This window comes from Saccharopolyspora soli, assembly GCF_022678645.1.
Taxonomy (GTDB): Bacteria; Actinomycetota; Actinomycetes; order Mycobacteriales; family Pseudonocardiaceae; genus Saccharopolyspora; species Saccharopolyspora soli.
Genome location: NZ_JALBWV010000103.1, coordinates 1 through 20,294, shown reverse-complemented (window position 1 = coordinate 20,294; position 20,294 = coordinate 1). Strand labels below are relative to the sequence as shown.

17 protein-coding genes and 4 pseudogenes are annotated in these 20,294 nt (G+C 65.2%); 9 read left to right on the top strand and 12 right to left on the bottom strand.

All coding sequences use genetic code 11. From position 1 onward, the window contains the following. The 3 genes and pseudogenes from MOQ72_RS41280 to MOQ72_RS41270 all read right to left on the bottom strand — a co-directional run. A pseudogene (locus MOQ72_RS41280) lies at window positions 1-323 on the bottom strand (hypothetical protein); the annotation flags it as partial. Window positions 324-818: 495 nt separating this feature from the next. Next, a complete protein-coding gene (locus tag MOQ72_RS41275) occupies window positions 819-1,190 on the bottom strand; it encodes a hypothetical protein (RefSeq protein ID WP_242191438.1) in 372 nt (123 codons plus the stop codon). Between the two features lie 12 nt (window positions 1,191-1,202). Further along, a complete protein-coding gene (locus tag MOQ72_RS41270; protein WP_242191437.1) occupies window positions 1,203-1,349 on the bottom strand; it encodes a hypothetical protein in 147 nt (48 codons plus the stop codon). Between the two features lie 167 nt (window positions 1,350-1,516). On the opposite strand from MOQ72_RS41270, the gene MOQ72_RS41265 reads away from it, so the two are divergent. The 4 genes and pseudogenes from MOQ72_RS41265 to MOQ72_RS45930 form a co-directional block, all read left to right on the top strand. Further along, a complete protein-coding gene (locus tag MOQ72_RS41265; protein WP_242191436.1) occupies window positions 1,517-2,422 on the top strand; it encodes a helix-turn-helix transcriptional regulator in 906 nt (301 codons plus the stop codon). 97 nt (window positions 2,423-2,519) lie between these two features. After that, the gene (locus tag MOQ72_RS41260) at window positions 2,520-3,215 is read left to right on the top strand and encodes a hemerythrin domain-containing protein (RefSeq protein WP_242191435.1); all 696 of its coding nucleotides are present in this window, start codon (window positions 2,520-2,522) and stop codon (window positions 3,213-3,215) included. Further along, complete coding sequence (locus MOQ72_RS41255; protein WP_242191434.1) at window positions 3,215-4,087, top strand: LLM class flavin-dependent oxidoreductase; 873 nt, start codon at window positions 3,215-3,217, stop codon at window positions 4,085-4,087. The genes MOQ72_RS41260 and MOQ72_RS41255 overlap by 1 nt, the downstream gene beginning before the upstream one ends. Before the next feature lie 322 nt (window positions 4,088-4,409). After that, window positions 4,410-4,503, top strand: a pseudogene (locus MOQ72_RS45930) (FAD-dependent monooxygenase); the annotation flags it as partial. A 271-nt stretch (window positions 4,504-4,774) separates the two neighbouring features. Here the strand turns inward: MOQ72_RS45930 and istB are convergent. From istB to MOQ72_RS41220, 6 genes and pseudogenes are all read right to left on the bottom strand, one after another. Next, window positions 4,775-5,500: pseudogene (gene istB, locus MOQ72_RS41245) on the bottom strand (IS21-like element helper ATPase IstB). Between the two features lie 70 nt (window positions 5,501-5,570). Continuing rightward, window positions 5,571-6,956 (bottom strand): IS21 family transposase, encoded by a 1,386-nt coding sequence (gene istA, locus MOQ72_RS41240; protein WP_308198062.1) that lies wholly within the window; start codon window positions 6,954-6,956, stop codon window positions 5,571-5,573. Window positions 6,957-7,352: 396 nt separating this feature from the next. Further along, window positions 7,353-8,366 carry a ribokinase gene (locus tag MOQ72_RS41235; RefSeq protein ID WP_242191432.1) on the bottom strand — a complete coding sequence of 338 codons (1,014 nt, stop codon included), beginning with the start codon at window positions 8,364-8,366 and terminating at the stop codon, window positions 7,353-7,355. Between the two features lie 28 nt (window positions 8,367-8,394). Continuing rightward, window positions 8,395-9,873: an MFS transporter gene (locus MOQ72_RS41230; RefSeq protein ID WP_242191431.1), complete on the bottom strand. Its 1,479-nt coding sequence runs from the start codon at window positions 9,871-9,873 to the stop codon at window positions 8,395-8,397. After that, window positions 9,870-10,817 (bottom strand): nucleoside hydrolase, encoded by a 948-nt coding sequence (locus tag MOQ72_RS41225; protein ID WP_242191430.1) that lies wholly within the window; start codon window positions 10,815-10,817, stop codon window positions 9,870-9,872. The genes MOQ72_RS41230 and MOQ72_RS41225 overlap by 4 nt, the downstream gene beginning before the upstream one ends. Before the next feature lie 8 nt (window positions 10,818-10,825). Continuing rightward, window positions 10,826-11,995, bottom strand: a complete 1,170-nt coding sequence (locus MOQ72_RS41220; protein WP_242191429.1) for an adenosylhomocysteinase — start codon at window positions 11,993-11,995, stop codon at window positions 10,826-10,828. Here MOQ72_RS41220 and MOQ72_RS41215 point away from each other — a divergent pair. The 4 genes from MOQ72_RS41215 (at window position 11,973) to MOQ72_RS41200 (ending at window position 16,129) form a co-directional block, all read left to right on the top strand. After that, on the top strand, window positions 11,973-13,244 hold the full coding sequence (locus tag MOQ72_RS41215; protein WP_308198061.1) for a LacI family DNA-binding transcriptional regulator: 1,272 nt from the start codon (window positions 11,973-11,975) through the stop codon (window positions 13,242-13,244). The genes MOQ72_RS41220 and MOQ72_RS41215 overlap by 23 nt on opposite strands. An 80-nt stretch (window positions 13,245-13,324) precedes the next feature. After that, on the top strand, window positions 13,325-13,921 hold the full coding sequence (locus tag MOQ72_RS41210; RefSeq protein WP_242191428.1) for a TetR/AcrR family transcriptional regulator: 597 nt from the start codon (window positions 13,325-13,327) through the stop codon (window positions 13,919-13,921). A gap of 192 nt (window positions 13,922-14,113) precedes the next feature. Continuing rightward, window positions 14,114-14,833 carry a hemerythrin domain-containing protein gene (locus tag MOQ72_RS41205; RefSeq protein WP_242191427.1) on the top strand — a complete coding sequence of 240 codons (720 nt, stop codon included), beginning with the start codon at window positions 14,114-14,116 and terminating at the stop codon, window positions 14,831-14,833. Between the two features lie 240 nt (window positions 14,834-15,073). Beyond that, window positions 15,074-16,129, top strand: coding sequence for a cupin domain-containing protein (locus MOQ72_RS41200; RefSeq protein ID WP_242191426.1), 1,056 nt, complete (start codon window positions 15,074-15,076; stop codon window positions 16,127-16,129). 276 nt (window positions 16,130-16,405) lie between these two features. Here the strand turns inward: MOQ72_RS41200 and MOQ72_RS45925 are convergent. After that, a pseudogene (locus tag MOQ72_RS45925) lies at window positions 16,406-16,792 on the bottom strand (TetR/AcrR family transcriptional regulator); the annotation flags it as partial. Between the two features lie 164 nt (window positions 16,793-16,956). Between MOQ72_RS45925 and MOQ72_RS41190 the strand changes: the two are divergent. Further along, on the top strand, window positions 16,957-17,922 hold the full coding sequence (locus MOQ72_RS41190; protein ID WP_242191425.1) for a quinone oxidoreductase family protein: 966 nt from the start codon (window positions 16,957-16,959) through the stop codon (window positions 17,920-17,922). A 205-nt stretch (window positions 17,923-18,127) separates the two neighbouring features. Here the strand turns inward: MOQ72_RS41190 and MOQ72_RS41185 are convergent, their stop codons facing one another. Together MOQ72_RS41185 and MOQ72_RS41180 are read right to left on the bottom strand one after the other, a co-directional pair. Further along, the gene (locus MOQ72_RS41185) at window positions 18,128-18,919 is read right to left on the bottom strand and encodes a DUF2637 domain-containing protein (RefSeq protein ID WP_242191424.1); all 792 of its coding nucleotides are present in this window, start codon (window positions 18,917-18,919) and stop codon (window positions 18,128-18,130) included. Between the two features lie 635 nt (window positions 18,920-19,554). Beyond that, complete coding sequence (locus MOQ72_RS41180) at window positions 19,555-19,989, bottom strand: hypothetical protein (protein WP_242191423.1); 435 nt, start codon at window positions 19,987-19,989, stop codon at window positions 19,555-19,557. Between the last annotated feature and the right edge of the window lie 305 nt (window positions 19,990-20,294).

The following is a 20,294-nucleotide window of genomic DNA, read 5'->3' as shown; positions in this document are numbered from 1 at the left end:
CCGACGATGAGGTTGTGCGTAGCCATGAGCCCGAAGACCCAGCCGCTCGACGGGCAGCCGCGTGACAGCTCGACCGTGACGCGCAGGAAGGTGTCCAGGTCGAACTCGTAGCCGCCGAACCGCCGCGGCTGCATGACGCGGTAGAAGCCAGCGTCGAGGTAGTCCTGCAGCGTCGCGTCGGGAAGACGGCCCAGTTGCTCGCACCCATCCTGGCGCTCACGCAACCTCCCACGCAGCGCCACCGCCCGGTCGACCAACTCGCCCGGGGTGAGATCGGGCTCCGGCGGATCGCCGACACGCATACCAGGATCCTGCAGTGCCAATGAGGCCCTCCTCTCGAAGCAGGTCCCTTCCGATACGTAGCCGAAGATCTCGATAGCGGTCTTCTGGTTGCGCGGCTCCGCAGGCCCCGGCACCTCCACTCCGACTGTGGCAAGCCTGCCCTACGAGCGCATCCACTGCAGCAGATCCCGGTAGCCACGGACGGTAGTCGGGAATTCCCGGTCGGCCAGGTGGCGACCAACCGAGTCGATCGCGGCCGCGTGATGCGGGAGACCGCGAGTGTTAATCACGTCCGGCTCTGCGTGTCTCTTCCAAGTGCGGTACGCGCCGACAGCGCGGGTGGACAAGACAGCGACGGAGCTTCAGAACCAAGCTCTCCAAGGTCGCAAGTACTCGCCCGGCCGCATGCGTAGTGGTGCCCGGCGGGCCGAGAGATCCTCATTAGAAAAATCCAGACGTCAGCCAGTGGAGAACGACGGCGAAGTTAGTTACGCCGCAACGGCTTTGCGCCTGCCAAATACCCCTGCCGACGCAAGTCACCGGCGTGTCGTGGACGGGTGAATACTGGATCTGGCACGGTTTCCGGTGCCAGATCCAAGATTCAGCTGCCGTTGACACACTTTGTCGGCTATCAGATTAATTGGCCCGTCGACATTCTTCAGTATGTCGCGTACCAAGAGAGCTGGGCTCGACCGAATTGTTCGCTTACTCCGGAAAAACAACCCCTGCGAGCACACGACGTTGAGCATGCCGGTTTCGTCTTCGAGGTTTAGGAAGGTGACGCCGCCCGCGGTGGCTGGGCGTTGCCGATGGGTGACAGCGCCGCCGACCAGCACGCGGGTGCCGTCATCGATCTTGGACGGGCCAGAGATCGGTAGGGCGCCGCGTTGATCGAGGTGATCGCGCACCAACTGGATCGTCTAGGTGCCGGGGCTGATGCTGGTGGCCCACACGTCGGCCGCAGCCAGTTCAGTCTGGGCCATGCCGGGCAGCGGCGGCGCCTGGCCGACCAAAGCCGTGCCGGACAGCCGGTCGGGGCGTTCTCGGGCAACGGCACCGCTTGCCAAAGGGCTTCACGGCGAGTGATTCCCAGGCAGTCGAACGTCCCCGCGGTCGCGAACGCTTCGCGGAGCAGTGCGGCGTGAGCCGGTCACGGCGGCACGAGCCGCAGGCCCGTATCGCAGTACGCTCAAATTCTAGACGTGTCAGACCAAGCTGGTTTCGGAGGAATCGGATGCTCGTTAACTCCTTGACGATCGAATCCATGCCGCAGGACGAGGTCACGGTGTCGACGTACCGATTCGCCGATCTCGGGCCCGTCCACATCGGCGAGGTGACGTTTCAGGACGAGCTGCGGCTTGAATGCGAAGACGTCGGCACGGACTTTTACGTCCAACTGCCGATCTCGGGGCGGTTCGAGTCGCGGCACCGCGGTGTGGACATGCTGGTCAGCCGCACCTCGCTGGCGGTGTACCAGCCGGGTGGCGGGTCGTTCTTCAGCCGCTGGCCGGCAGACTACCGGGCGTTGTGTATTCGCATCGATGCGCCGGCGCTGGAAACCGCGATGGCCAGGCTCATCGGCGACCGCGTGTTGAACCGAGCCAGCTTCGACCCGATCATAGACACGGCTGATGGCTACGGTCGTGGCTGGGCTGACCTGCTGTATTCGGTCAACCGACAGCTTGCGACGGCCCCGGACAACCTACTGACCCAGCCGCTGGTCGCGGCCCCGCTGGCGGAGAGCGTGATCAACGGCTTTCTGCTCGCGGCGACCCATTCGCACACCGGGGCGCTCGTCACGTCGGTCGCGGCGGCGCGGCCGGCGGCGATCCGCACCGCCATCGACGTCATCGAGGCGGACCCACGGGCACCACTGACGTTGTCGGTGCTGGCCGAACTCTGCGGCGTCAACGCGCGCACCCTGCAGAAGGCATCCCAGCAGCATCTAGGCATGTCGCCGATGCAGTACCTACGCGACGTCCGGCTGCGCCGGGCGCATGAAGAGCTCCGTGCCGCCGATCCGTATGTCGCCTCGGTCGCCTCGGTCGCCCGCCGCTGGGGCTTCGCCCACCCGGGCCGATTCGCCGCCGCATACGAGGCGAAATTTGGACAGAAGCCGTTGCGTACGCTTCGCGGATAACCGAATTCGTATACTGGACATTTTCTTTCCGCCGTGGTGTGCGATCACTACAGTCCGAATTGTAGAAGTCGTACAGAAAAATCACCGGAAAGCGACCATGATCAACGAACCTCTCGTCGACGTGCGTGACATGCACATGGCGCACATCATGTACCGGCGCGAGATCGGACTCGCCCCGGCGCTCATCCGCGACGTGGCCGACGGCGACGTCAAGCGCGCCGCGACCGTGGCCGACCATCTCCAGATCGTCGACAACAGCCTGCACCACCACCACGTCGCCGAGGACAAACACGTGTGGCCACGGCTGGTCGAGCGGGTGGGCGCAGAGGCCGAGCCGGTGGTACGGGTGCTGGAGGAGCAGCACAGGGCCATCGACGCGCTGCTGGACGAGGTCCGTGCCGGGCTGGCACGGTGGCGCGGCACCGCCGACGCGCCGCGGGGCGAGGCCCTCGCCGACGCCATGGCCCGCCTGCACGAGCGGCTCGTCGAACACCTCGCCAACGAGGAGGACCTCGCACTTCCCCTGATCGAGAAGCACATCACCGCGGCCGAGTGGGGCCAGATGCTCGCCGACAGCGCCGGCGACGTCGCGCACGAGCAGATGCCACTGATCTTCGGGATGATGGCGTACGAGGCCGATCCCGACACAGTGCGGGACATCATCGCCCAGATGCCGCCCGAGGTCAGCGGCGTGATCGGGGACCTGGCTCCGCAGTCCTACGCGGCGCACGCGCAGCGGGTGTACGGCACCGCCACCCCGGCGCGGATCGGCGTTCGCGGCGAGGTGGCGTGATGACCGAGGTGAAGTTCGGCGCGCTGTTGGATCAGAGTGCGGACCGCGCGCAGGACGTCGTCGGCTTGGCCGAGCTCATGGAACAGCTTGGCTACGATGTCGTCACGTTGTCCGACCACCCGTACTGGCCCGAGCGCCTGGACACCATCGCGCTGCTGTCCACCCTGGTGGCCAGGACGCGGCGGATCACGGTAATGCCCAACCTGCTCAATCTGCCGCTTCGGCCGCCCGCCATGGTCGCGCGAACCGCCGCCACCCTGGACATCCTCAGCGGCGGCCGGTTCGAGCTTGGGCTCGGCGCCGGGGCGCAGCAGATGTGGGAATCCATCGTCGCAGAGGGCGGCCCTATGCGCACCGCCGGGCAGTCCATCGAGGCGTTGGAGGAGGCCACATACCTCATCCGTGCACTGTGGACGTCCAAAGAGGACGTCGAATTCCGAGGCGGGTACTATCGGCTCGGCGGCGCTCGGCCCGGTCCCCCGCCGCTGCACGAGATCAGTATCTGGTTCGGCGCCTATCAACCTCGCATGCTCCGTGTCGTAGGCGCCATCGGCAACGGCTGGATCTCCAGCTCCCCCTTCTTTCCCCCCGAGGCTCTGCCCAACGCCAACCGAGTCATCGACGAGGCCGCGCAGGCCGCTGGCCGGTCGCCGCAGAGCATCCGCCGCGGCTACAACATCGAGGGCGAGTTCGGTGCCGGTTCCGGATTCCTACAGGGGCCGCCCACGGTCTGGGCCCAGCAGCTAGCCGAGCTTGTGCTGGCTGGACAGATCGACACGTTCTTCCTGTTCCAGGCCAGCTCCCCCGACTTCCTCCGCCGCTTCGCCGCCGAGGTCGCGCCCGCCGTCCGCGAACTCGTCGCGAAGGACTGACCACCGCACATCCGATGGTGGGGCACAGCCTGCCGTGCCCCACCATCGGATGTGCACAGGAATGCTCGTCACGGCCGAGCTTGGTGTGCTTCGCCAGTGACAATCACGAGCATGACCCACTGGCGACCGTTGGTGGATGCGGTGTAGCCGCAAGTGGTGCCAGACGAACTGTGGCCACCGGCCGAGCCGTTGGCTTTGTTCGCTTTGAACGGTTCTGGCTCAGCTTCCGTGATGCGTGCACGGTTAGTGACCGCTGACGCCGAGACGGGCCGCTGGGAATTTATCTGAATTTATGACATAGATCTCGCTATGGAAGTTTCTCATGACTGATGTCCTCATCGTCGGCGGCGGACCGGTCGGTCTACTGCTGGCCGGCGAGCTGCGCCTGGCCGGGGTAGACCCGCTGGTCCTCGAAGCCGCCGACGCATCGAGCGTCGCTGAAGCAGCCTGGGCCTGCGCAGCATCAACGGCCGCAGCACGCAGAGCCTCCGGCTGCGCGGCCACGAAGGCACGGGGGCACGTAAGGTCGCGCCGTAGGTGGAGACGGGCAGATCGGGAAGGTTAGCGGCCGACGAGGTCCGGACCGACTTTGACGGTGTGAAGTGACGTCACTTGTCGGTAGTTTCCGGCATCACGTGCCCGGGCTTCGTCGTGATCAATGTTGGTGAAAGTGACGTCAGTTGTGGATCATGCAGTGTCGTCTTGAGTGGCTTGGGCTCGGGTTTGGGCGAGTCGGTAGGACTCGGTGCCGGTTTCGATGATGGTGCCGCCGAAGGTGAGCCGGTCGACGATCGCGGCGCAGAGCCGTGGGTCGGTGAAGGTCTTGGTCCAGCCGCCGAAGCTTTCGTTGGAGGCGATGGCGACCGAGTTCTTCTCTTCTCACTCGGTGAGTACTTGGAAGAGCAGCTCGGCGCCGCGGCGGTCGAGTTCCATGTAGCCGAGTTCGTCGATGCAGAGCCGGTCGACTCGTCCGTAGCGGGCGATGGTCTTGTTCAGCTGCTTGTCGTCGGCGGCTTCGACGAGTTCGTTGACGAGTTTGGTGGCCAGCGTGTAGCGGACCCGGAAGCCAGCCATGGCGGCTTCGGTGCCCAGGGCGATGGGTAGGTGGGATTTGCCGGTGCCGGAGTCGCCGATCAGACACAGTGGCTAGCCCTTTTTGACCCATTCGCAGGTGGCCAGGGTGTGGATCACGGCGGGATCGAGGTTGGGGTTGGCGTCGAAATCGAACGCGCGCAGGGACTTCTCGCGGGGAAACGCCGCGGCCTTGATGCGGCGTTCGGATCGGCGGCGGGCGCGATCGTCGCACTCGGCCATCAGAAGCTCGGCCAGGAATCCTCGGTAGGTCATCTGCTCGCGGGCGGCGGCGTCGGCGATCTCGGTGAACTGGGCGCGGATTGTAGGAAGGCGCAGCATGCGGCAGGCCTGGTCGACAGCGGTGTCGGCGGCTTGCCGGTCAGACCTCGGGGGCGTGGGCGGTGAGGGCTCATGACCTTCCTTTCACGGGGCGGTGGCGTAGGAGCTGGTCGTAGGCGGTGACAGAGGGAAGCGGCCGGGTGTCCGAGGGCAGGTGCGCCAGGCGCCGCTGCGTCAGCGATGTCACTGTCGCCTGCGGTGAGGTGCTTTCGGGCGCCTGTTCGTCGATGACGTCTTCGTTGTCGGCGATCTTGCGTGTTTCCAGCGCCACCGCATCCGCGGTCAGCGCTCCAGCGCGCAGCGCTGCGGCAAGGCCGGCGACGACGTGCTCGTGGCGAAGGTGCCGGTGCAGCAGCAACACCTCGATCAGCGCCCGGGTTCCGGCGGCGTCGCCGTGAGCCTTGTTCGCAGCGGCCCACCAGGCGTCGTGGACCGGGGTGAACTTGCCCGAGGCGCGTGCCTGTTCCAGTGCGGTTGACCCGGGCAACGCACCGGGTTTGAGGGCTAGGGCCTCCAGATAGTGGTCGAGTTCCAGGCGCGCGCCGGCTTTGGCCAGCAGCCGTTCGTACCGCGCGATCTCGGTCTGGCCGTCGTAGACGATGAGGTAGGAGGCGTGCAGTAACACTCGGACTTGGCGGCCGATCAGCTTGACCGGCACCGAGTAGCGGTTGGTGCGGACGCTGATCTGGGCATAGCGGTCCACCCTCGGGCTGAACCATCGCCCGGTCTCGAACGGCTCATCCGGCAGTGGTGTCAGCAGCGGCTTTTCGACGGCGAAGTACTCGCCGATCGTGCGGGGCCTCGTCCCGATCCGGCGGTCATCGTTGTCACGGTCCCACTGGTCGATCAACGCGTTGAGCTCGTCCAGCGAGTCGATTTCAGGGACGGGGACCAGGTGGTTGCGGCGGAACCACCCGATGTCTCCCTCCACCCCGCCCTTCTCGTGAGCACCGCGAATGCCGGGCTGGCAGTAGAACGCCTCCAAACCGAAGTGGGACCGAAACGCCGTCCATCGCTCGTTTTCCATGCGCTGCCGGGAAAAGCCCAGCACCTGCGCGACGGCGGCCTTGAGATTGTCGTAACGGACCTTGCCGGTGGGCACCCCGCCCAACACGGTGAACGCGTGCACGTGCCCTTCGAAAAACGCCTCCTGACCACCTGAGAGGAAGACGCGGTGCACAGCCTTACCGGAAAACGACAGGCGAAACGAGAATAAGAAGCAGGTCACATGCTGGCCGCGCAGCCGGACAACGACCTCGCCGAAGTCGACTTCCGCCTCGGCTGCGGGCTGATGGGACTGCGGCACGAACACGTTCACCGGCGCCCGCCCGGCCTGGGCGCGGATCTCCACGCGACGGGCCGCGACGTAGGCACGCACCACCTGGTAGGACACGTCAACCATCGACTGCTCATCGACCAGCCGGTCGAAGATCCGTTTCACCGTGTGCCGCTGGATTGCGACCAGCTTCTGGAAGAGGTCCTTTCCGGCCAGCGTCGCTGGTATCCCGTCGGGAGCATCGGCAACAAGACCGGAGTGTGTCCCCGGGACACCGAGGTCACCGCCTCATGTCTTGGGGCGAGCATGGCCGTGATCTGTTCCTTGGCGACCGCCTACCAGCGAGGGTTGATGATCGCGGTGAAGTCGAATCGGGGGCTGAAACTGTACCATCCGGTTGGTCCAGTAATGCGACGTTTACGCCGATGGGAGCTACTAGTGACCATCCGATGGCGCCTGCGCTGCGCAGCAGCTCGGCCAACTGGGGCTTACTGAGACCAGGTACCAACAGCCCGTCCAGGGTCCTCGGAGCTGTCAAGGCCAGCAGGCAGCTCCACCCGTCATGAGCCTGCCTGGTCACGGCAGGTCGTCCCCGACGGTGCCACGGGAGACGGTCGCGGCCCGATCGTCGAGCCATTCATGCAGCTCGGAGCGGGTTGCATATGACGACTGCGTCCCGGGGCGGGTGGCGGCGTAGGCGGCGGCAGCGGATGCAGCGTGCGCGGAGTCGATAATTGTGGCACCGCTGGCGATGCCAGCCAGGATCACCCCGAGGAATGCATCCCCACAGCCGGTCGTGTCGACGGCGCGCACGGGTATCGGCGCGATGTGTTCGACGTCGACGGGCGTGGCCGAATCGGGGCTGCGCTGGTGCAGGACAACCGCGCCTTGGGCGCCTAGAGTCACGACAATCCGTCGAATCCCATGTCGATCGAATAGGGCGTGCGCCACGTGATCCCACGACTGTCCAACTCGGTCAGCTCCCGCCATCTGAGCCAACTCGTATTCGTTGAGGACGACGAGATCGACCATGGACAACAGATCTGCATCCGGCGATCGATAAGGAGAGGGGTTGAGCACCGTCAGGACACCGGCGTGATGAGCAGCCTGCGCCGCTGCGAGCAGTACACTGTCCTCGATCTCGAACGCCAACCCGACCACCGCAGTCTGGGCAAGCGTTTCTCGAATCGCCTCGATATCGCGGGCTCCGAGGAGGCCGTTGGCGCCCGCAGAGACAACGATGGTGTTCTCGCCATGTTCGTCGACGGTAATCAATGCGGTTCCGGTTGCGCAGCTCGGCAAGGTTCGCACGTGCGTGATGTTGATACCTTCTCGCGCAAGGGTGCAGAGCAACGTGTTGCCGTACTCGTCGTCGCCGACGGCGCCGATCAGACTCACCGATGCGCCCAGCCGGGCAGCCGCCACGGCCTGGTTGGCCGACTTGCCACCGGAACCGATGGTTAGGCGGCTGCCTCGGACAGTCTGTCCTGGCTGAGGTAGACGCACCGTGTTGATCGTGAGATCGGCATTGATCGAGCCGACGACGCATACCTCGCCCCGGGCGTGTTTTCGTGGGGTTGGCGAGTCCATGTTGCGGCGATCTCCCTCCGACGCTGCTTTACGAATGACTGTCCCTACGGGTGGGCTGCCCATCTACAGGCAGGGCGTCGTCGCGTGTGGTGGCGTCGGTCTCGGCTTCGTCAGCCGGAGTGGGGATGAGGAACGATACGGCTAGCGCGACGGCGGTGATCGCGATACCCGCGAGGATTGCGTAGAAATAGCCATCCGACGAGGATCCGGACGCTGGCGACCAGGCGACCTGTACTGCGGTGAGAACTGAGAATCCGAGGCCGGCTCCGAGGTTGAACGCACCGGCGTTAAGTCCTGGCAGTGAACCGGGGGCATCCTTCGGAGAGAGAAGCACGCCGAGGGCGTTGAGCATGATGTTGGCGACGCCGACGTAAGCCACGCCGAGGATGATCGTGCAGATGATCAATGCGGAAAGAGAGTGGAGGCCAAGAGTCGCCACCCCGACCAGCGCGACGATGCAGCCGATAAGTCCGCCACGCATCACCTGCCCGTATCCGACGATCGGCCCGAGCTTGCCTGCGAAGGGTCCGACTACCCAGCCCGCTACGGCGAAGGGCATGAGTAGGACGACGGAGGTGGCATCCGCTGCGAGCCCGAAACCGACATCGGCGTCCTGCGCGAACGAAGCGATCACGCCGTAAGCTGCGGCGTAGACGCCGGTCAGCGTCAGGACCGTCGTCAGCAGCAGGGCCCAGGTAGAACGCTCCCGCATCCGGGTAGGTGTGATCAGCGGATACCGCCGTCGCTTTTCGACGCCGTGGAAGACGGCAAAGGCCACAACTCCGAACACTGCACAACCGGCGATGAAGATCCAATTGGCACTCCTGACGTCCTGCGCATTGTTGAGAGCAACGAGCAACGCAGCGACAGCCATCGTTAACGGCACCACGCCGACCCAGTCCATCGTCGTGTCCGGCGTTGGACGTGACTCCGACGTCGCGACGAGAACCAATACAACAGCCACGACCGTGACGACCGCGATCACCCAGAACACCGAGCGGAAACCGAAGTAGGTGGCCAACAGTCCACCGAATATCACATCGATCCCAGCGATCCCGCCGTTCACGGCAGCGAGGATTCCCATGAGCACGCCGGACCGCTTACGATCGGAAACCTCGGCTTGCAACATCAGCAAGCAGACAGGAATGATTGTTCCTGAGACGCCCTGCAAGCCACGGGCAAGTTGGAGGATTTCAACACTCGGAGCAATTGCCCCCAGCACGGTACCCACGGTCATTGCGACCAGTGCCCAGATTAGCACTCTGCGTCGGCCAACGATGTCACTGAGCCGAGGAAGGAACAACGAGAACAGCGCGGCGACAGTGAAGAATATCGTCTGAGAGAGCGCGATCGCCGAGTCGGTGGTCTGCAGTTCTTGGGCCATCGTGGCAAGAACCGGACTGAACATGCTGGCATTGAGCTGGTAGGCGATACACGCCGCCAGCAGAGCTGCCATCAGCCCGCCTACCTTGCCCGCCTTGCCCGCCGGTGAAATGCGCCAGGTCAACGTGCTACCTCGCTGAGGGTCTCGATCGCGGCGATGACGTGCTTCCAAAGCCGTTCTGGGTCGAGGGAGACACCGACCCTGGTCGTAGGGCCGCCATCGGGGCGGGAGCGCAAATCCGCCACAGTCATTCCACGGGTCAGCTCACCCCGAAGTTCGACATGCAAGGGCACATCCACCGTCTCAACCAGGGTGGGATCTATAACATAGGCCACTGCGCACGCATCATGAATTGACGGAGAGTCGGCCCCCCAGTATGTGGAGTAGGCGCTTTGAAAGTAGGACAGCACGTCGACGGCGAAGCGAGAAACGGGAGAGTCGACGCGGTCGATCATGTCGATCACGTCGGGAGTAGCGAGTGCACGGTGCGTGACGTCGAGTCCGATCATTGCTACTGGCCAGTGCTCGCCGAACACGATGTGCGCCGCCTCGGGGTCGGCCCCGATGTTGAACTCGCTTGCCGCGCTCCAGTTGCCGCCTCGGGCGGCGCCGCCCATCAATACCACCTGGCCGACTCGGTCGACAATACGAGGTTCCTTGCGGGCCGCGAGTGCAATATTTGTGAGGGGCCCGGTCGGGACGAGGGTGATCTGCCCTGGTTCCGATGCCATGACCAGATCGATGATGACGTCGACGGCGTGACGGGCGCTGAGGGCGACCGCCGGCTCCGGCAGCCGTACGCCGTCCAACCCGCTTTCGCCGTGGATCATGTCGGCGACGTGCTGTGGCTCGACCAGCCCACGGTGCGCACCGGCGGCGACGATCTCCTCCCGCATTCGGGCGAGCGTGGCCACCGACAAGGCGTTGCGCGTGACCTTATCCAGGGTCTGGTTGCCCGCGACGGTCGTGACCGCCAGTAGCTCGATCTCCGGGCTTCCGTGGGCCAGTAGCATCGCAATCGCGTCGTCATATCCGGGATCACAGTCCAGGATAATGTTCTTCGGCATTGAAGATCCTAGGAGCTCTGGTAGGAATACTTGCGGTCCAGATAGCTGTTGGCGACGGCGGAATCGATCTGCGCCGGAACCGGAACGACGCAACTTGACGCATCGACGTCCTTGCGGGCGACCGCTTCCAGGCAGCGGGCCTGTAGTGCGAATCCCAGATCCATGGACTCGATCGAGTTTCCCAGGGGTCGTGGCCCGGCGAGATTGAACATGTGCCCGCGGGAGATCAGGTGGATCCGCTTGCCGTCCGACAACGCCACCGTGATGAGGTCGTCGGAGTACTCGCGAACGTCGACGACGTCCGAGGCACCGAGAATCCCCGCGGCATCGATCTCCGTCGGGAAGTGGCCAGCGTTGGCCAGGATCACCCCGTCCCGCATCCGCGGCAGATCCGCGACCGTGACGACGTCATGACCACCGGTGACAGTGATGATCACATCAGCCTCGCTTACCGCCAGGTGGCGTGGAGGCGTGGCGAAGCCGTCGAGGTGTGCCCGGAGGCGTGTCACCGGGTTCGTGTCAACCACCGATACCCGGGCGTGCGCACCGCGGAAGTTGTCTGCGATCCCGCGTCCACAGGCGCCGTACCCGAACACCGTCACCTGCTCACCGTTGGTGACCTTGTTGGTGAACCGCATGAGCGACTCCAGCGCGCTCTGGCCGACCGCGTGCTCGTTCTCCGCGAACTGCTTGATGGGGCTGTCGTTGATCACCAGTACCGGCTTCTTCAGTCGGTCCCGCAACGGAGCCAGCCGCATCCGGCCCGATGTGGTTTCCTCGGTTCCCCCCAGGAGATTGGGGTACGGGTCGTCCAGATATCTGACGAAGAGATCACCACCGTTATCCAGGATGAGGTCCGGATGTACTGCCAGTACCTCGTCCTGGTACGCACTGTGCTCGGCGGAATCCTTGGTCGGCTGTCCGATGACGGTGACGCCTTCTGCGCGCAGCACGTCGACCGCATCCGGTTGAGTCGTGTTGAGGTTTCCGGTTGAAACGATGTTGGCGCCGCCATCCTGAAGCGTCAGAAGCAACGCCACAGTCTTTGCTTCGATGTGTATACCCGTACCGATCTTGAGGCCCTCGAACGGTCTGGTCCGCCGGTACTCCTCGGAGATTCCGAGGAGCAACTTGCAATGCTCCCGAACCCAGTCGATGCGCTTCGACATCGTCGTCATCCGATCAGACTTCCTTTTCGCGATCCACATGAGGTACTACGTAACACTTCAGCGGCGAGCGCGTACCGGTCGATCGAAGAAGTACTACGTAGTACTGGCTGTGCGTACGCTAAGCGGCGGGCCCACATCCGTCAAGAAGCTGGCTGGTATCGTCCAACCTCCGGGCCAGTCAGACGAAGGGAACGACGCGCCCTCGATGAACCACGAGCACCGTCGTAGCGGGCAAGTGACCAGCGTGGATGTCGCACGAGCCGCAGGTGTGTCACAGACGGCCGTCTCCCTCGTTCTGAGCGGCCGAGCTGCTGGCCGTGTGTCCGCCAGGACCCAGGAGCACATCGAGCGGACCGCCGCCCAGCTCGGCTACCGGCCCAACACCTGGGCACGCGTCCTGCGCGGCGGACTGCCACAGGTGATCGGTCTGGCCGTGCCGGACGTGCGGAATGGGTACTTCGGCAGTGTCTTCCTCGGAGCGGAACGCGCCGCCCGCAGATCCGGCATGGCAGTCCTGCTCATCGATACCGCATACGATCCGGATTGGATCAGCCGTCTTGTCGAGATGAATCGAACGAAGCTCTTCGCCGGCGCCATCGTCTATGCTGAGGCTTCCGATGTTGCCGGTACCCTGGCGGAGGCAATCGATCATCTGGTCTTCGTCGAAAGTCCCGATTCCCATGACAAGCCTGCGATCGACATCGACCTCGCCGACGGGATGCGACAAGTCGCCGACCACCTGTCAGAGCTTGGACATTCGCGCATAGGACACGCCCGCGCAGACTACCCGCGTGACACCTTTGCCCTCCGCGCATGTCATCTGGCCGCTGCGCTGTCCGAACGGGGCTGCAATCTGGACCCAGAATGGCACTATAGTTCGCGGTTCGACCTCGACGAATCGACGCGTCGAGCGTACACATTTCTCGAATCAACTGACGTCACAGCGATATTCTGCGACGACGACCTTCTCGCCGCCGGCGTCTACCGGGCATGCGCACAGCTGGGGCGCACCATTCCTGCCAGCCTGTCGGTCGTCGGGTTCAACGACACCGATCTCACCCGTTACCTGGCGCCGGAGCTCACCTCCGTCATGATCCCCGCCTCGCAACTCGGTGAGAGCGCAGCCTTGGCCCTGATTGACCACATGAACGGCGCCGCCGTTACTCCAGCTACGCTCCCGTTGACACTCACCATCCGCGCTTCGACAGCCCCTGCGAACGGACACTGCAAATCCGAGGAGGCGGTCCCACATGGGTGATGATCAACAGGCACCCATCCGTTCACACCACCTCGGGTCGCGCCGCCACCGTTGCTGACCTTGGAATCTAGGGTGGACGGATGCCACTGGATGTCGACGCCGAAACTCGACTGAACGCGATCGCCGAAGCGACCATCGCCCAGGCCGAGCAGCACGGTCCCCGAGCGGTCACGATCCGCACCGTCGCTGCGCGGCTGGGTGGCTCGACGACCAAGGTCACCCACTACGTACGAACCCGCGGCGAGCTGATGGCTAACGCCGTCCGGCAGGCCGAGCAGATGTGGCGTACCCAGCTGGCTGGGATCGCGTCCGGGACGACCGGCCGCGAACGGCTGACAACCTTGGTCGAGTGGTGGACCACGGGAACCGCCAGATACGACGTCTTCCGCAGGATGTGGGTCGAGATGCTGGCCATGCGCGGCTCGGACGAGGCCATCGACAGGGCGGTTCGGCAGGAGGCTCATGCCGAGCGGGACGCGTTGGTCGCAGCATTGGTGGAAGCAAGGATCATCGATCCCCACCGGCGCGCCGACATGTTGTACCTGCTGCTGCGCGGCTTCAACATCTCCAGCGTCGAGGACCCCCAGACCTGGCCGGCCGAGCGCGGCCGGCGTGCAGCCCTCGCCCTGCTGGAGCTTCTGCCGAGCGAGCCCGTCCCCACACCCGGTCCCGCCTGAGACGGCACCGACGGGCGCAACCCACCGGCAACGCATCCCGACGGTCGACGCTCGCAAGAGCGTGATACAACGTTGTTGCACAATGACGTCGCATCTCTCGCCCGTGCTTTCCGACCGGTGATCGCGACCGTGCCCCAACGCCCACTGCTGCGGTCCCGAACATGCGCGCAGCCAACGCTGATGGAGAGCCTTGTGACAACCAGCGAAGAAGCACCCAACGACGCACTTGACGAGGTGCCGTTTGACGGCCGCGAGATGCTCATGGTGCACAACATGTTCCGGCGTGAGTTCGGGCTGATGCCGCGAGTGGTGCGCGGGGTCGCGGCCGGCGATAGGGCTCGTGCACAGCTCGTCGCCGACCACATCGCGAACGTGAGTGCCGTCCTGCATCACCATCACCACAGCGAGGACCTGCACAACTGGCCGTTGCTACGGGAAAGGGGCGGCGCCGAGGTCGCTGCGGTCATCGCGCTCATGGAGGCACAGCACGAGGAGCTCGATAAGGCTGCGACCGATGTCGACGCGGCTACCGAGGCCTGGCGCGCCACCGCCGACGTCGAGGCTCGCGACGCGCTCGCGGACGCCCTCGACACACTGCTCCCCCTGCTCCGTGAGCACATGACCACCGAGGAGACAACAGCCGTTCCACTCATGGAACGGCACATCACGGCGGCCGAGTGGAACCGTGTGGTCCAGACCGCAGCTGCGGGCGCCGACCTCGACTCCGAAGGCATCTCACTTTCGTTCGGGATGTTGATGTACGAAGGTGACCCGGAGATCGTCGACGCCGCGATCGCGAACATGCCACCCGAGGCCCGCCCGCTGATCCGCAAGCTGGCCGCAGATGCGTTCGCGGCCCAGTCCGAACTGATCCACGGGACCGCCACCCCGCCGCGCAGCACACAACTCTGACCACTCGACGGAAACGCACTCCCAGGGAGTCGGCCCCGATGACCGGCGACGGCGACGGCTACGACCTGCTGTTCGGTGCGACGGTGGAGGATCGCCGGTGCGGGTAGCGTGATGCCTGGCCGGCTGTCGTTGCGGCCACCGGTGGCGCTCGCCCGCCTCCTCTTGGCCCGTCAGGTTGCGTACACCGACTGCGTCGTCCGACGGGCGCAGCGACCTCGCGTCCAATCTACGTTCGCGGGCGTGCCAGCCGACGACGAAGTCCTGACCGCTGCGGACGTCACGAGGCCCGAGCCGACGTCGGCGCGATGGTCCACCCGCGGGATCGAGCCGCAGGATGCGTTCGCCGTGTGGCGGGAGCTGATCAGCAGCACGTTCGTTCCGCTCGCCGCCACGGTGCTGCGCCGGGAAGCGTTCCGTGCCAGCATCGACCACTCCGGTGGACCCGATCTGCAGCTGTCCACGGTGCGGGCCGATGCCCACGAGATCCGTCGCGTCGATGAACTCGTCGACCGCGCAGACGATGCCTATCTGATGGCGACCATCCAGGTGACCGGGCGGAGCACGGTGAACCAGGACGGTCGGGAGATCGAGCTCGTTCCAGGGTCGATGGTCTTCTGCGACAGCACGCGCCCGTTCGGCTTCATCTTCGCCGACCCGTTCGAGCAACTGGTCGTCCAGATGCCCAGGACCGTGCTCCAGGCCCGCAGCGGTCTCAGCGACCGAGCCACGCAGCGGGCGACGACCGTCCGGCTGGACCCGACGGGCCCGATACCGGTGATCACCGGGTTCCTGTCGTCCCTGGCTTCGGTCTCGCTGCGGGACCCCGACGATGCCGCCGTTCTCGGCCAACACGCCCTCGGGCTGATCGGCATGGCGAACTCCAGGGCGCGGAGCGGGGAAAAGATCCATCGAGCGTGTCGCCTGCGCGCGGCCGACGATGACGGTGTGGCGGACGCTGAATTGGTCCTGATGCCGGAAGAACGCCCGGCTGGCCCGGCTGCGGTGGAGGTCTGTCTCGGTGGCGTGATCGTGGGGGATGTGACCTTCCGCGTGTGCCGCTCCTGTCGCTTGGCCGTCGTTGAGCACGTTCGCGTCGAGTCGCGGCAGCGTCGGCGAAGGCTCGCCGCGCTCGCGATCAACTTTCTCGTGAGCCGTTGGTCGGACTACCGATGGACGACCTCGCCGATCGACGACACCGCGGAGTCGGTTCGACCGAATGCTCATTGTCGACAGTGGACGCTTCTTCGGTGCCTTCCGGGTACTCGGCAGTTGACTTCTGAGCACCTTCCAGGCTGAAGCGCTGCGATCCTGGCGGGGCGGTGTTTCCGCCTCGCGGGCCTGATCCGCTCCGGCCGGGCGCGCAGGTCCAGGTGTTGGGCTGGTCGCGAAAGCGATCAATCGGCGAACGTTCAGGCGGGTGGATTCGCCGGGCCGGCGCTGGTGCGCAGTAGTGCCAGGGTGGTGTCCAGCGCGGCTTCCAGGTGGGTGATGTGGCCGGTGGACATCAGGATGGTCACTCGCGCCCTGCACTGCGGCGACGAGTGCTGCTGCCGTGCGGTCCGCATCGAGTCGTCGGTCGATCTGGCCGGTGTCCTGCATGTGCAGGACACCGGCCCGTACGGCTGCCTGCCACTGTTCGAGCAGTTGTGCGGTGAGTGCTTGTGCTGCCGGGGTGGTGCGACCTAGTTCGGTGATCAGCACGCCCAGGGGACAGTTGACGCCCTGCTTCCGGTAGCGCCGGATGACCGCGTCTCGCCAGTCCTGCCATGCCTGCCAAGTGTTCAGGTTGTTCAGGTGCGGCTGCTGATCCTCCAGGACTCTTTCGGCTTCGCGGGCGGTGACGGCGAGCAGGAGTTCCTCCTTGCCACCGGGGAAGTAGTGGAAGATCTGGCTCTTGCTGGTCGAGGTGCGGGCGCGGAGGTCGTCTAGTGTGGTGCCGGCTGCTCCGCGTTCGCGGATCTCGGCGGCTGCGGCTTCGATGATGCGGCGCTTGGTCGCGGCGCCCTTCGCGGTCAGCCTCGGCGCGGCTCTTTAGCGGTCGACATCGTCCCCTCTTTTTTGTACTTGCGGGTCCATTTTATGTGAGGAAGTGTGGATGTCGACTCAGAGAAAGGTGCACGAAAATGCAGGCGATTGTCGTTGATCGGTTGGGCGGGCCGGAAGAGCTGCGGATCGCGGAGCGCCCTGCGCCGCAGCCAGGTCCGGGCGAGATCCGGGTCGACATCAGTGCGGCCGGGGTGAATTTCATGGATACCGGTGCGCGCCGGCTCGGGCCGGGCGAGGGACAGGTGCCGTTCGTCCCGGGGGTGGAAGGAGCGGGCCGGATTGACGCGCTCGGTGAGGGGGTGACCGAGTTCGCCGTGGGTGACCGGGTTGCCTGGGTGTACGCATCCGGCTCGTACGCCGAGCAGCTGGTGATGCCAGCGGCGAGCGCCGTGCCCGTGCCAGCCGATGTCCCGGACGAGGTGGCGGCGAGCGTGATGATGCAGGGCATCACCGCCCACCACTTCGCAACTGAAGCCGCGCCTGTCGAGCCGGGTCATGTGACGCTGGTCCACGCGGCGGCTGGAGGGCTGGGCCAGAAACTCACCCAGTTCATCAAGGCGCGTGGCGGGACCGTCATCGGGCTGACCTCCACCGCTGAGAAGGTGGAAGTGGCCCGACATGTCGGAGCGGACCACGTCGTGATCTCCACCGGGGACGCGTTCGTGGAACCGGTTCTGGAGCTCACCGGTGGTCGGGGTGTGCACACCGTGTTCGACGGTGGTGGAGAGACGACGTTCCGGGCGTCGATGAAAGTCCTCCGCAGACACGGCACGTTGTTGTACTACGGGGCCGTGCTCGGCGCGGCCCCGGTCGTGAACATGCGCGAGCTGCCCAGCAGCATCAAGGTCTGTTACCCGGTGTTCCGCGATCACATCCCGACCCGCGAGGCGCTGCTGCGCCACAGCGCAGAGATCTTCGATCTGGCTCGGGATGGACGGCTCCATGTCGAGATCGGCGGGCGCTACCCGTTGAAGGACGCTGCACAGGCCCACCGCGACATCGAGTCCAGGTTGACCACCGGCAAGCTGCTGCTCCTGCCCTGACCCACACCGCCAGATGTCCTAGCGGGTGTCGCTGGGCTTCGATGGAAGCGAGTCCCATGCACGGCCTGAAGTACCCCGTCATCGTCGACGATTTCCAGGACGGTGCTTACTGGCCGGCGTGGCGCAGAGATTCAGTCCTCGCGCTCGAAGTCAGTCGAGTGCTGCCGTGCTTGCTCGATTCGCTGTGTTGCCGGGGCGGTCCAGTTCACTGGACGGCGGCGACTGGCTGAGCGTCCGGCTGGTGGTGCTGGCGGATGTGGTGGGCGAGTGCGCGGGCGCGGTGTGAGCCGATGCCGAGTTGCCGACGGAGGTTGTCGGCTGAGATCGGTCGCTGGTGTACATCCCGGTGCTGGGCATCGAGTCGGTATGCCTCGTCGCGCAGTGGATCATCCTGAGCGCAGCTCTGCCGGTCCACGGGCGAACCGCTGATGCTGTCGGTGTTGTGACCAGGCATCTTGTTCCTCGCCGTGCCCGGCGCTGGCATCCCACCAGGTGCTGGCGCCGGCTCGTTCTGATCCCGTTCCGCCTCTTCTGGGTGGGTGGCTGCGGAGCCAGCCTTCTCGGTCATGGTGGTGATCTTGGCGGCGTGGTGGCGTTTGAGGGCTTGGTTGAGCAGTTCGACTGACAGCAGCAGTGCCAGTGGTGGGCAGGTGGCCACGGCGATAGCGAAGACGCTGGGTTCGGGGGCGGAGGCGATGTTGGCGCACAGTGATAGCCCGATGCCGAGGGTGAAAGACAGCCATGCTTTCCACTGGCCGCGGGTGCCGTGGTGGTGGCTGGCTTTCCACAGCTCGATGGTGGCCAGAGTGAGCAGTCCGTCGACGATCAGCGGCCAGAGGGTGGCGGTGGTGCCATCGGCGCCGAAGCGGCGAGCGAAGTCGCGGCCATGCCGGTAGGACACGTAGGCCGCGCCCAGGGCGACCAGAAGTGTGCATGCGCATTGCAGGCGCAACAGCACATCCGCTCGGGTGCTGCGGGAAGCCGGGCTATCACTCATCCGGGTTCACCTGCCCCCGGTGGCGCTGGGCTATGTGCGTGATGCGGGCCGTCGGGCCTTCCAGCAGCACCGCGCGGCTCGTACCGTCGCGCGTGAGATCTGCAGCCAAGCAGAAGACGAGGTGCGGCAAGGTGACCATCCTCCATGTTCGCCAAGATCGAATGGCGATTTTTCGGCGACGGGAATGCGTGGCAACGCGTAAGAACCCGTCGGTACGAGGAGGAACAAGAGCCGCTGACCTGCGGCGGAACACGAATGAGCTGGTCGTGAACCACTCGCCACTACCTTGACACGGTAGAGGTCACTGGTTCAATCCCAGTATCGCGCACCAGTTGTTTGTGCGGTTCAGCCGCCTGATCGGTGATCTCGGATATGTTGATCTCGGCGAGGTAGAGGTCGTCTTGACCGTGAAATCCGCCGCGAGCCGAGGCCTGTTTTCTCGGGTTGAGCTGTTCCTGTTTTTGGGTTCGTGCGGCGGAAAGGCGCCGTGTTGGCTGTGTTCTGATCTGGTGTTTTGCGCCATTGGCTTGTCCGCAGTGCCGAAGGTGCCCGGCTTATGTTGCTGATTGGTTCGCGGCATTTTGTGACCGTCAGTTGACCAGCGTCCTTGTCGCGGACGGGCTCGACGGGCGAGTTCATGGTGCTGCGGAACATCCAGGAGGCGTTGGTGTGGCGTAGATCGTGGATGCGGACGGGTGGGTGAGCCGGGCGTCTTGGAGGGTGGGGTACCAGATGGTTTTGCGGGACCGGCAGTGGCCGGGTGCAGGCGGGGCGGTCGTGGCCGTGCGCCGGTAGGCGGCGATAGCGGTGCGGCAGTGCCGGCAGCGGAGTTCGATGGTGTGGTTGGGCAGCCAGATTTCGGTGACGTAGCGCTGGAATCGTTGCCGTCCGCTGGCGAGGTCGACGAACCTGCCTTCGGCGATCTCGGCCTCGGCGCGCCGCCACGCGCGGTCGGCATCGCGTTTGCGGGCGAAGGTGCCCGCCGAGCGGGCCCGGCCCCGCAGGTCCCAGTAGTAGGCGGTGTAGCGGGCATAGCCTTGCCGGTTGAGTCGCGGTTTCGAATAGCCCATTGCTGATAGTCCTTGTCGGAGTCGGTTTCTGACTCCGACACCATCGGCAGTGCTCCCGGGAAGCATGACCTTGCGGGGGTCACTCCAGGCGCAGGTCGGTTCGTGGCGTGACCGTGCACCGTTACCTGGAAGCCTTAAGCGCCCTGACCGGTTATCCCTGGAGCGGGCAGGAGGACCGGCGGCCGGGATGGCCGCCGGTGGGTGTTCACGGCCGGTCGCCGTCCGGGGCCTGTGCGATGCCATCCCAGACCATCGCGACGATGTCGGCGGCCCAGCCCGGGTCGAAGTGGTCCCCGACCGTGTAT